Genomic DNA, 12,045 nt, shown 5'->3' with positions numbered 1-12,045 from the left:
CGTTATGGGGTTGGCCGGACAGCCGCTTGGAGTTCGACGACGACCTGCTCCGGGTCCGCCGTACTGATGCGGATGTCGCGGTAGACGCCGTACGACTCGAGGCCCTGTTCGTCCAGTGCGACGTCCAGCGTCCGCCAGGTGTCGCCGATGCCTTCGGCTGGGCCCTTGTAGGTGACAGACGCTCCCTGCGGTACGGCGGGGATGTCGGTCACGTCCAAGCCGGCCGCACTGTTGTCCGTCGCACCGACTGCGATCCCGACCGAGACGTCGATCTTGGAACCGTCCGGACGGCCGTAGTACGTGTGAACGCGCTGCCCGGAGAGCTGTAGTGCGTCCAGCTTCTCGCTCAGCGCCATCACAGCGCCGCCGATCTCGGACTCGTCGTTCACCTCGGCGTGCAGGTGCAGCAGGCGCAGGGCGGGCAGCGGGCCGAGCTGGAGGGTGCGGTTGGTCATGGTCAGTCCTCTTTCGATCGATCGGAGCCGCCGCTCGACCTCCGTCAGCCGGTCCGCGTCCGCAGTCATCCGCTGCTCGAGCTGGGCACGCCGCAGCCGCAGCATTCCGCGCAGCTCCTCGACAGGTAGCTGTTCGTCGAGGATTGCGCCGCACTGCTCCAGCGTGAAGCCCAGCTCCTTCAGTGCGATCAGACTGTCGACACGCCAGATCTGTGACAGGGCGTAGAACCGGTGTCCGGTGTGCGGGTCGACGCGCTCGGGCACAACCAGCCCCAGTGCGTCGTAGTGCCGCAGCATCCGCACCGAGATGCGGGTGTGGCGGGCGAGGTCTCCGATACTCAACATGGTGCCTCCAGAGAACCGCCTGACACGGTGTCAGTTGCAAGCACACGTAGCTGGAGCATCGCGGCGAAGCGGGAGTCCGGGTCGTCGAGGTCCAGTGCGCCGACCTCCGCGAGCCGCCGCAGCCGGTACCGGAAGGTGTTCGGATGCACGTACACCGCGGCCGCTGCAGCAGTCACATCACCGAAGGCATCCAGCCAGGCCCGCAATGTCTCAACCAGTGTGGTGTTGTGGTCCCGGTCGTAGGCCACGAGCCGTGCGATCGGTCCGGTCAGCTGTTCACCCCGGGCCTCGACGAGGTCGCGCAGCTCCAGCAGCAGTGCCTCAACCTGTACGTCGGCCAGCCGGGCGACGCGCTGTGTGCGTCGACTGGTCCGCAGGACCCGCAGCGCTCGATCTGCGCTGGCCCGTGCCTGGGGCAACCGCACAGCTGCCCCGACTCCGATGATGGCGCCGGACCGCTCGCCGACCCGGTCCAGGAAGTCCTGAGCGACCCGGGCAGCGCGCTCCTCACTGTCGGTCGGCACCAGCCCGTAGGTCACATCACCCACCAGCGCTGCCGCTGACCGCGGAAAGACCGCACCGAGGTGCATGGCGAACCCATCTGCCAGGCGTTGCCGCTCACTGGCCGCAGGCGCGGCCAGTGCCAGTACGACGAGCGCCCGGTCGGCCAGGCCGAGTCGGTCGAGTGCCTCGCGGGATCCGGCGCCACCGTCGAGCGCCGTACTGACCAGGTCGGCGCGTAGTCGGCGTTCGACATCCGCACCGGCGCGGATGTGCAGCATGTGCAGGGCAACGACCTTGGCGGCGTCACGCAGCGCCTCGGAACGCTCGTGGGTCAGCGGCTCGTGCACAGCGACCCAGATGGAGCCCAGGATCTCGTCACCAGCTCGCACTGCAACAGCAACGCGTGGAATCGCGCTCTCTGGCTCGGTGGCCGGCATCGGCGCCACGTAGACCGGCTGGTCGGATCGGTAGAGCTCTCGGAAGACTCCGCGTTCGGAGAGCAGCCGGGAGTAGCGTTCGGGGACCTGTCTGCCCAGGACTGTTTCGACGCGTGCGGTGTCGGCCTCGTCCTGACGTCCGGAGAAGGCGAGCACTCGGGAGCTGCGGTCCTCGATGGTGACCGGCGCGTCGAGTAGCGCGGCAGTGGCGTTCGCCAGCGCGAACAGATCGCCGGATGGCATGCCGCCGAGCGTCTCTGCGTCCGCAATGCCTACGTCGAGGACTGAGCGCAGCAGGATGCCCAGCTGGTCCCAGGTGGCGCCTCTGGTCAGTGCGAGGACGGCCACGCCGGTTTCGTCGACAGTCTGCTTGTCCACGGTGACGGGACTGCGCAGTACCAGCCCAGCCGCGTGCTGGCGGCTGAGGTCGCGCAGTACTTCGCTGACCTCCTCGGGGTCGTGCAGACCGACCCCGAGGACGAGCGCATGCTGGGGGAGGACCGGGTCGTCGAGCGGGTCGTGACAGCGTTCATAGATGGCGACCCCGCCGATCGGCTGGTCCGGGTCGCCGGCCACGAGTTCGAGCAGGGTTGCGCCCAGATCGTCCAGTACGCGGCCGAGGCTGGCCCGGGGTCGTTGTGTCACCCAGCCATTGTGCATCCGGACAGATTTCGTCCCGGGGTTTGTGGGTTTCTATAGGGGGAGCCATTCGGTGGAGGTGGTGAACTCGGCCAACTGGTCGGGGAGTGGGTCGACGCCGATGCCCGGTCCGGTCGGTACGGCGAGGTGGCCGTCCACCAAGGTGAACGGTGCGGTGATGTCGGTCGCGTAGTACCGCGACGACCCGGAGGTGTCACCCGGCAGCGTGAAGCCGGGCAGCGCGGCCAGTGCCACGTTCGCGGCGCGGCCGAGCCCGGTTTCGAGCATGCCGCCGCACCAGACCGGGATGCCGTTCGCCACGCAGACGTCATGGATCCGGCGGGACTCCAGGTAGCCGCCGACCCGGCCGGGCTTGACGTTGATGATCGAACACGCGCCCAGGCTGATGGCCGCAGCGGCCGCGCGGGCTGAGGTGATCGACTCGTCCAGGCAGATCGGCGTCCTGACCTGCCTGGCCAGTTCGGCGTGTCCCAGGATGTCCTCCTCGTCGAGCGGCTGCTCGATCAGCAGCAGGTCGAAGGCGTCCAGCTGGGCCAGGTGCCGAGCATCCGCGACGCCGTACGCCGTGTTCGCATCGACCTGCAGCAGGATGTCGCCGTACCGCTCCCGGACGGCTGCCACCGGCTTGAGGTCCCAGCCGGGCTCGATCTTCAACTTGATCCGGAGATACCCCTCGTCAATGTATTGATCAACTGCAGTCAAGAGTTGATCAATGGAGTCCATGATGCCGACGGATACTCCACACGGCACGCGGTCGTGCACTGCGCCCAGTTCGCGCGCCAGCGACCGGCTCTCGGTCCGCAGTTCGGCATCCAGTACGGCGGTCTCCAGCGCAGCCTTCGCCATCCGGTGCCCGTGGAACTTCGCCAGCGCCGGCGCCACCTGGGTGGCTTCCGACACGTTGGCCATCGCGGGCACGAGGTACCTGCGCAGTACGTCGATCGCACCGTCGACGTACTCCTCCGAGTACAGCGGACCGGCCATGGCGACGCACTCGCCCCAGCCCTCGGCCTCGGTGCCGACCGCCCGGACCAGCAGCGCGTCCCGGGTCACCTCGGTCCCGAACGACGTCCGGAACGGTGACACCAGTGGTAGCGACACCCGTCGCAGTTCGACTCCGGTCAGCTTCATGCCACTCCCTCTCGTTCGACTACGTACCATCCGGTCCGATCGAAGCCGGTGACTCGCGCGCCGTCCGCCAGCAAGCCACCGAGCACCTCACGCACTGCCAGCCGCCACTCCTGAGCCGCAGCGAAGTCTGTTGCCCGCAAGCTCTCCACATCACCCGGTACGGCGACCGCCACCGGCCCGGTCGCCGGCAACTCGGTGCGGATCGGCCGACCGTCGCTGCCGCGATCCAGCGCGATGGCTGTCGCCGATGACTCGACACCGCCGACCGGCTCGTCGATCTGCCAGCGCACCAGCAGCCGGTCGCTCTCGTCCTCGCCGTTGATCTCATCGCGCATCTGACCGTAGAAGTTGGTCAGGTACTGCTTCGGCCGCGCACCGAGCTTCACGAGGTTGAAGTACGCGTTGCGACGGATCAGCGGATCGAAGGTCCACTCGATCGCGGTGAGACCGCGCTGGAGCGCCCAGTCCCGCTGGTGCAGCTTGAGGGCGAACCCGACGTTCCGGCTGCGGGCCTCCCGGGACACACCGGCCACGTGACTGTGCAGAGTCCGCTCGGACGGCGCACCGAAGAATCCGAAACACGCGCCGACCAGCTCGCTGCCGTCGTACGCACCGCTCACGTAGTTGCCGGCATGGGACATGGCGCGCAGCAGTTCGGTGGTGACGGGTGGGTTGTGCGGGTCCGGTCGCCAGATGGCGTCGAACAGCCGGTACACCGCTTCCAGATCGCTCAGCTCGGTCAGCTCACGGACTTCAGCCATTACCGGCCCAACAGTTCGGCTATGAGCGTGCTGAGAAGCGTCGTGCGTGGTGCGATCTCGTCGACGATGACGTGCTCGTCGTCGGCATGCGCGCCGCCGCCGACCGCGCCCAGGCCGTCGAGCGTCGGCGTACCGATGCCTGCGGTGAAGTTGCCGTCGGACGCGCCGCCCACAGACACCTGGCGCAGGGGCGGTTGGCCAAGCTCGGCTGCGATCCGGGAGGCCTGCTCGTAGAGGTCTTCGGCCATCTTGCGTTCGAACGGCGGCCGGTTCGGACCGCCGATCAGCTCCAGTACTGCTTCCGGCAGCACCGGCTGGAGTGCGCGCATCGCTTCGTCCACTCGGAGTTGCTCCGCGACCGTGCGGGCACGCACATCGACCAGGAAGCTCGCTGCGGCGGGGACGGTGTTGCGCGTCGTACCGGAGACGAGCTTGGTCGGGGTGACCGTCGTACCGAGCGCTGGGTCGCCCAGCTCGTTGATTGCGAGGATCTGGTGCGCGGCCTCGATGCTGGCGTTCACACCGAGCTCTGGCTCCAGTCCGGCGTGGGAGGCGCGGCCGGTGATCAGGAGCTCGTAGTTGGAGACGCCCTTGCGTTCCAGCTTGAGTGCGCCGTCCGCTGATGCCTCGAGCACCAGTGCGGCCACACAGCCGGCCGCCTCGGTCTCGATCAGCGCCCGGGACGACGGTGACCCCAGCTCCTCGTCACCGGTCACCAGCAGGGTGATGCCACTGGGGTCGGGGAGTGCGGCAATGGCATGGAACGCCATCACCAGACCGGTCTTCATGTCGAAGCACCCCGGTCCGCGCATGACACCGCTCTCGATCTGGAACGGATGCGTCGCCAGCGAGCCCAACGGCCAGACCGTGTCGTGGTGGCCGACGACGAGCACCTGGGTCGGCCCGTCGCCGAACTTCCAGCGCAGGTGCGTCCAGCCGTCGATGACGACGTACTCCGGTGCTTTGCCGAGCCGCTCGGTTCCCAGCTGGGCAACGACGTCCGCACTGGCCGCAACCGCGGCCTTGTCGGCCGAGGGCGACTCGCAGGTCACCAGGGTCTCGATATCCGTGAGCAGATCCATCAGGCCACCTTCGGTGTCGCGCGGGAGCCGACGTGCACGTACTTCTCACCGGTCGGCAGTGAATAGAACGTCACAGCGCTCCAAGCCAGCACACCGTCCGGCCGGATCGCGAACAGGTCGCCACTCTCGTCAACCGCGACCAGAGTGCGCTCCTGCGTCACCTCAGGCACCAATGCCGCCAGCGGTCCGGTGACTGTGCTGCGCAGTACTGCTTCACCATCACGGATCAGCACCTCCAGCGTCGTACCAGCGCGCTCGTAGCGTCCGGTGTGCCGCTCCACATCGACAATGGGTGGTGTGTCCGGCGGTGCCACCAGGGCTGGCATCGTGACGTCGGCCAAATCGTCGAAGATCTCGCGGAACAGCTCGTCGTACAGGTCGCCGGCGCCACCGCCGTTCGTCAGCAGTGTGACCGCCAGTCCTTCGGCGGGCAGGATCCGCAGGATTGCCACCTGGCCGATGGTGCCGCCGTCGTGGCCGATCACCTGCTGCCCGTCCCAGTCGAACCGCATCCAGCCGAGTCCCCACGAGTCGACGATCGACCTGTCGGGTACGTCTGCCTGCTTCACGGCCATCTCGGCGGCCGCTGCCTCCGGGAGCACGCGCTTGCCGTTCGCAGCCAGCCCGCCGTTCAGATGCAGCTTCGCGAAGGCCAGTACGTCGGCGACCGTCGACGAGATGAGCCCTGCTGGTCCCGCGGAGCGCTGGAAACTCCAGACCGGGGCCAGCTGGTCCGGCTTGACGTGTCCGACGGCGGTCCGGTGCATGAGGGCCTCTTCGGGCAGCGTGACCGTGTGCTCCAGCTCGAGCGGCTCGATGATCCGCTCCCGCAGCACCTGGTCCCAGGTCTTGCCGGTGAGCTTCTCGATCACTCGCCCGGCCAGTGAGAAGCCGGAGTTGCAGTAGGACCACGTCGCGCCGAGCGGATGGTTCTGGCTGACGTTGGCCAGCAGTTCGACGTACTTCTCCAGGCAGTCGTCACCACGTCCGGTGTCCTCGAACACATCACCGTCGATGCCACTCGTGTGGGTGAGCAGGTGCCGCATGGTGACCTGCTTGGTGACATCCGGATCACTCAACTGCAGCTCGGGCAGTACGGCGACCACGGGCGCGTCCAGGTCGAGTAGTCCCTCCTCGACGAGCTGCATCACCAGAGTGGTCGTCCAGACCTTTGTGATCGACCCGATCTGGAACAGCGAATCGCTGGTGACCTCAACACCGGTCTTGACGTTGAGTACGCCGGTCGCTGCCTGCACCAGCTCGTCGCCACGGAGGATTCCGAGCGTTGCGCCAGTCACGCCGTGCTTGGCGGCCAGTGTGGTCAGCCTGCGTTGCCAGTGCGCCGCGTCGATCCGCGGACGGCGCGGTCCGGCCGCACTACCGGCGTACTGCTCGACCCACTCGAGCACTCGGCGGTTGAAGTCGAGGCGGTGCGATGGCTTGCCCTGCACGATGAAGAGGTGGTCCGCCCCCGGGTAGAGCACCAGCTGCGCGGGCACACCGCGCTCCCGGAGTGCGGTGTGCCATTGCTGCGCCTGCCCGAGCGGACAGCGGCGGTCGGCGTCACCATGGATGATCAGCGTCGGCGTCTGGACCTGATCGATCTGGGTCATCGGTGACATCGCCTGCAAGTCATTGCCGGCCAGCTCGAAGGCGGCCAGGTAGTGAGCGACGTCAGAGGTGCCCGTCATGCTGGTGAGGTCGCTGATCACCCCACCGGTGACCGCTGCGGCGAACCTGTTGTCCCGGCTGGTCAGGTAGCAGGTCATGAACCCGCCGTAGCTGTAGCCGGCCACAGCGAGCCTCTCCGGATCAGCGATGCCTTCGGCAACCAACTGGTCGATCGGCTCGAGGAAGTCTTTGCTGTCGGACGTCCCCCAACCACCGACCACACCGGTGAAGAAGTCCTCGCCGTAGCCGTCGCTGCCGCGTGGGTTCACCAGGAGCACGCTCCAGCCGCGGGCGACCAGCTCCTGGTGATAGCCGTGCACCTCGTCGGCCCCAGCGCTCCACGCGCCGTGCGGACCACCATGGATGTCCAGCAGCAACGGCTGCGCTCCTGTCGCAGCAGGGTCCCGGATCAGCCAGGCCGCAACCACAGTCCCGTCCGAGATGGTGAACTCGCGCTCGACTCGACGGAAGTGCTCCACGTCCTTGAGCTTCTCGCCGTACGACGTCCGCGTGCTGCTCGCACCGGTCTCCAGGTCGATGGCGACGACTTCGCCGTACGACGTCTCGGTGGTCAGCATGGTGGTCGCGATTCCGCCCGCCACGCTCAGACCGGAGATGTTGTGGCCCGCCTCGCCCAGGACTCGGGCGGGGGAGCCGCCAGCCACCGGTACGGCGTACAGGTGGGTGCAGCCGCGGTCGCGTGCGCAGAACAGGACGGTGTTGCCCTCGTCGGTCAGTACGGGGTGACCGCCCGGGTACGCCGGTCCACCGACCATCACGTTGCGGTCGAAGGACTCCGCCAGCTCGGTCACCGCTCCGGATGCCAAGTCCAGCCGCAGCAGGCGGCTGTGTCCCACTGGTCCGTGCAAGTTGCCGACCAGCAGCAGGGACTCGCCATCGGCCGTCCAGCCGGACGCTGCGACCTGTCCGTCGGCCAGACCGACCAGGTGGGGCGTGGCCTTCGCATCGGACGCGTCCAGCACGTACGCCGGTGCTTTTGCGGTCAGATCTGCATCTGCCGCGGTAGCTGCGCCGAACGCCAGCTTGGTGCCGTCAGGTGACCAGGCTGGGTCCCCGGCATGCCAGTCACCCTCAGTTGCCTGTCGGACCTGCTTCGAGGCGACCTCCAGCACGTGGATGTGCTTGCGGACGGTCTTCAACCAGCCAGCGCCGTCGGACTGGTAGTCCAACCGGTCGGTGACGATCGGTGCGTCATCGCTGCCGCCTTCGGCCGGAGCAGTGTCGACCGGTGCGCTGAAGGCGACCCGCGTACCGTCCGGACTCCACTTCGGTGCACCAGCACCCAGAGGGAGCGTCGTGAGCTGCTCAGGCTCACCACCGTCGCTGGGGAGCACCCACAGCTGCGCTGGCCCGTCCTTGGCCCGCAGGAACGCCAGCTTGCTGCCGTCCGGTGACCAGACCGGCGATCTGTCGCCGTCGGACCGTGTCAGCTGCCGTGGCTCGCCACCTGCCGCCGGGACCCGCCAGAGGTTCCGCAGGTCGCGGTCGGCCTTCAGGTCGGTGGTCCGCAGGACGTACGCGATCTGGCTGCCGTCAGGTGACAGCGCGGGCTCCTCCGGTACGGCGAGCTCGGCCAGGTCGTCGATGCGCAGACGTCGGGTCACGAAGTCCTCCTCAGATGCGGCAGCTGCCTCAGCCGATGCTAGGGCGCGCCACCACGCCCTGCACTTGTCGGATTCGACGAGTGATCGAGCCCGATTGGTCCAGCCAGACGAACCGGCCCGCTGAGGCTCGATCTGTCCGGCGGATCGGGAACATCCCGGCAGGACTTACCCTTGAGAGTGTTATGACCTCTTTGCGCCCTCGTGCGGTCTACCTCGATCACGCTGCGACGACTCCGATGCTGCCCGCAGCAATCGAGGCGATGGCTGCGCACCTGGGGCGCACCGGGAACGCGTCGTCGCTGCACGGCGCCGGCCGGGCCGCCCGCCGTACGGTCGAGGAGTCGCGGGAGACGATCGCCGCCGCGCTGGGGGCGCAGCCGAGCGAGGTGGTCTTCACCTCTGGTGGGACCGAGGCGGACAACCTGGCCCTCAAGGGGCTGTGGTGGGCACGCTTGTCCGAGGACCCGCGCCGCCGCCGGATCCTGCTGAGCGGGATCGAGCACCACGCCGTCCTGGACCCAGCGGTCTGGCTGGCTGAGCATGAGGGTGCGCAGATCGAGTGGCTGCCGGTCGACGAGCTCGGTCGGGTCCGGCCGGACGACGTACGGCGGGCTATCGAGTCCGCGCCGGAGACGGTGTCCTTCGTCACGGTGATGATGGCCAACAACGAGGTCGGCACGCTCCAGCCCATCCAGGAGGTTGCTGCGCTGGCTGCCGAGTGGGGGATCCCCGTGCACACCGACGCCGTCCAGGCGATCGGGCAGGTGCCGGTGGACTTCGCTGCGCTGGGTGTTGACGCACTGACCGTCTCTGCGCACAAGCTGGGCGGCCCGTACGGCGTGGGCGCGTTGGTGGTGCACAAGGAGACCAAGCTGACCCCGGTGCAGCACGGTGGCGGTCAGGAGCGCGATGTGCGCTCCGGCACGCTGGATGCGCCGGCCATTGCCGGGTTCGCAGTCGCTGTGGAGCACTCGATCAAGGACCAGCCGCTGGAGTCCGCCCGGCTGACCGGACTGCGGGACACGCTGATCAAAGGTGTCCTGGAGACTGTCGACGGCGCGCAACTGTCGGGTGACCCGGTACGGCGCTTGCCGGGTAACGCACACTTGTCGTTCAGTGGCTGTGAGGGCGACTCGCTCTTGCTGCTGCTCGACGCACGTGGGATCGAGGTCTCGACCGGTTCCGCCTGCAACGCCGGGGTCGCCGAGCCGAGCCACGTGCTGCTGGCCATGGGGTACGACGATCAGCGTGCGCGCGGGTCGCTGCGCTTCACCTTGGGACACACGTCGAGTCAGGCCGACATCGACGCCGTACTGGAGAACATCGGACCGGTAGTGGAGCGGGCGCAGTCCGCCGGTCTGCAGAACGTGGGAAGGAACAGCTGATGCGGGTACTCGCAGCCATGTCCGGCGGAGTGGACTCCGCCGTCGCGGCGGCGCGGATGGCCGAAGCCGGGCACGACGTCGTCGGAGTGCACCTGGCACTGAGCCGCAACCCGCAGTCGTACCGGACCGGTGCGCGTGGGTGCTGCACCATCGAGGACTCCCGGGACGCACGCCGGGCCGCGGACGTGATCGGTATCCCCTTCTACATCTGGGACCTGGCTGAGCGGTTCCACGCCGACGTGGTCGAGGACTTCGTCGCCGAGTACGCCGCGGGCCGCACACCGAACCCCTGCCTGCGCTGCAACGAGAAGGTCAAGTTCAGCGCAGTTCTGGAGCGGGCGCTCGCACTGGACTTCGACGCGGTCGTGACCGGCCACTACGCGCGCATCGTCGACACTCCGGACGGTCGCGAGCTGCACCGCGCCGTGGACCCGGCCAAGGACCAGTCGTACGTGCTGGGCGTCCTCACGCAGCAGCAGTTGGCCCATGCGTTCTTCCCGCTCGGTGACACGGTCAAGACCGAGATCCGCGAGGAGGCCGCCCGCCGCGGGCTGGCAGTGGCGGACAAGCCGGACAGCCACGACATCTGCTTCATTGCCGACGGCAACACTGCGGGCTTCCTCAGCAAGCACCTGGGGGAGGCGCCGGGGGACATCGTCGACGCGCAGGGCAACAAGCTCGGCGACCACAGCGGTACCCATGGCTTCACTGTCGGCCAGCGCAAGGGCTTGCAGATCGGTACGCCGGCCGCGGACGGCAAGCCGCGGTTCGTCCTGGACATCAGCCCGGTGGACCGCACAGTCACAGTCGGATCGCGTGAAGAGCTCGCAGTGACTGGACTGACCGCTTCGAAGCCGCGCTGGTGCGGCCCGATGCCGACGTCCGAGCTGCAGGTGACCGCGCAGCTGCGTGCCCACGGCGAGGAGATCGCAGTGACCGCACGTCTCGAGGGAGACCAGGTCCTGGTCGACTTCACCAAGCCGGCCTCCGCAGTAGCCCCCGGCCAGGCAGTGGTCCTGTACGACGGCACCCGCGTCATCGGCTCCGCCACCATCGACACGGTCAACCGTGTAGCGGCCCAGCACGCGTGACGACAACAGGGCTCGGCTCACTGCCGGGCGACGACATGCGCGAGTGGACCAAGGTCCTGCTCGAAGCGGTCGACATCCCGTTCCTGCCAGAGCTCCCGGCACGCCCGTACGGCGACATGCTGAGCAGGGCGATCGCTCTGGTGACTGAGCTCGCTGCGGACCTGCAGCCGGCCGGGTGGCGGCTGACCGGGGGTGGCGACGCGACTGCGAGTCTGGACCAGCGCAGGGCGCGTGCGCTGCTGCGGGAAGACCTGGACGTGCTGGAGGAGTACGCGGACGGCTATGTGGGTCCGCTGAAGGTCCAGGTCACCGGTCCGTGGACGCTGGCCGCGACAGTGGAACGACCACGCGGTGACAAGGTGCTGGCCGACCACGGTGCCCGGCGTGATCTCGCACAGGCATTGGCGTACGGCGTTGAGCTGCATCTGGCTGAGATTCGCAAACGCCTGCCCGGCGCGGACGTCGTACTGCAAGTGGATGAGCCGGCGCTGCCCGCCGTACTGGCTGGAGCCATCCCGACCGCATCTGGCTGGGGAAAGCACCGGTCCATCGACGGTCCGGGCGCTGTTGAGCTGCTGAGCCTCCTCACGAGCGCTGCGCCCACCATGGTGCACTGCTGCGCGGCCCGGCCACCGATCGAGGTGTTCACCAAGTCCGGTGCAGCTGGAATCGCCGTGGACATCTCGCTGCTCAATTCACCTGGCTGGGAGCAGCTGGGGATCGCTGTCGAGGCCGGTTCGACCATCTACGCCGGCCTCGTGCCCACCACCGGCCCCCTGCCGAACCAGGAGCAGGCCGCAGCCCCGCTGATCCGCCGCTGGCGCGAACTGGGCCTCGACCCGGAGCTGATGAAGAAGGTAGTCATCACCCCCGCCTGCGGCCTAGCCGCCTCCCCCTC

Annotated in this window: 9 protein-coding genes; 3 read left to right on the top strand and 6 right to left on the bottom strand. The window is 68.1% G+C overall.

Going from position 1 to position 12,045, the window contains the following annotated elements; translation table 11 throughout:
• Window positions 1-2 precede the first annotated feature (2 nt).
• Genes E1261_RS18335 through E1261_RS18310 form a run of 6 tightly spaced genes read right to left on the bottom strand, consistent with a single transcriptional unit; the run spans window position 3 to window position 8,671 of the window.
• Window positions 3-800 (bottom strand): MerR family transcriptional regulator, encoded by a 798-nt coding sequence (locus E1261_RS18335; RefSeq protein ID WP_132408095.1) that lies wholly within the window; start codon window positions 798-800, stop codon window positions 3-5.
• Window positions 794-2,386 (bottom strand): PucR family transcriptional regulator, encoded by a 1,593-nt coding sequence (locus tag E1261_RS18330; RefSeq protein ID WP_238176290.1) that lies wholly within the window; start codon window positions 2,384-2,386, stop codon window positions 794-796. The genes E1261_RS18335 and E1261_RS18330 overlap by 7 nt, the downstream gene beginning before the upstream one ends.
• Window positions 2,387-2,434: 48 nt before the next feature.
• Window positions 2,435-3,532: an o-succinylbenzoate synthase gene (menC, locus tag E1261_RS18325; RefSeq protein ID WP_132408093.1), complete on the bottom strand. Its 1,098-nt coding sequence runs from the start codon at window positions 3,530-3,532 to the stop codon at window positions 2,435-2,437.
• Window positions 3,529-4,293, bottom strand: a complete 765-nt coding sequence (locus E1261_RS18320) for a GNAT family N-acetyltransferase (RefSeq protein WP_132408092.1) — start codon at window positions 4,291-4,293, stop codon at window positions 3,529-3,531. Before E1261_RS18320 ends, menC begins: the two co-directional genes overlap by 4 nt.
• Window positions 4,293-5,375: a M20 family metallopeptidase gene (locus tag E1261_RS18315; protein ID WP_132408091.1), complete on the bottom strand. Its 1,083-nt coding sequence runs from the start codon at window positions 5,373-5,375 to the stop codon at window positions 4,293-4,295. Before E1261_RS18315 ends, E1261_RS18320 begins: the two co-directional genes overlap by 1 nt.
• Window positions 5,375-8,671, bottom strand: a complete 3,297-nt coding sequence (locus tag E1261_RS18310; protein ID WP_132408090.1) for a serine hydrolase — start codon at window positions 8,669-8,671, stop codon at window positions 5,375-5,377. Before E1261_RS18310 ends, E1261_RS18315 begins: the two co-directional genes overlap by 1 nt.
• A gap of 182 nt (window positions 8,672-8,853) precedes the next feature.
• On the opposite strand from E1261_RS18310, the gene E1261_RS18305 reads away from it, so the two are divergent.
• From E1261_RS18305 to E1261_RS18295, 3 genes are all read left to right on the top strand, one after another.
• On the top strand, window positions 8,854-10,056 hold the full coding sequence (locus E1261_RS18305) for a cysteine desulfurase family protein (protein ID WP_132408089.1): 1,203 nt from the start codon (window positions 8,854-8,856) through the stop codon (window positions 10,054-10,056).
• Window positions 10,056-11,147 carry a tRNA 2-thiouridine(34) synthase MnmA gene (gene mnmA / locus E1261_RS18300; protein WP_132408088.1) on the top strand — a complete coding sequence of 364 codons (1,092 nt, stop codon included), beginning with the start codon at window positions 10,056-10,058 and terminating at the stop codon, window positions 11,145-11,147. The genes E1261_RS18305 and mnmA overlap by 1 nt, the downstream gene beginning before the upstream one ends.
• The coding region (locus E1261_RS18295) for a uroporphyrinogen decarboxylase/cobalamine-independent methonine synthase family protein (RefSeq protein WP_132408087.1) at window positions 11,144-12,045 on the top strand (902 nt) is incomplete at its 3' end. The genes mnmA and E1261_RS18295, both read left to right, overlap by 4 nt.

It is taken from the genome of Kribbella albertanoniae (assembly GCF_004348455.1).
Classification (GTDB): Bacteria; Actinomycetota; Actinomycetes; order Propionibacteriales; family Kribbellaceae; genus Kribbella; species Kribbella albertanoniae.
Note: the sequence above shows the minus strand (reverse complement) of the source record. Positions and strands in the feature narration are given on the sequence as shown.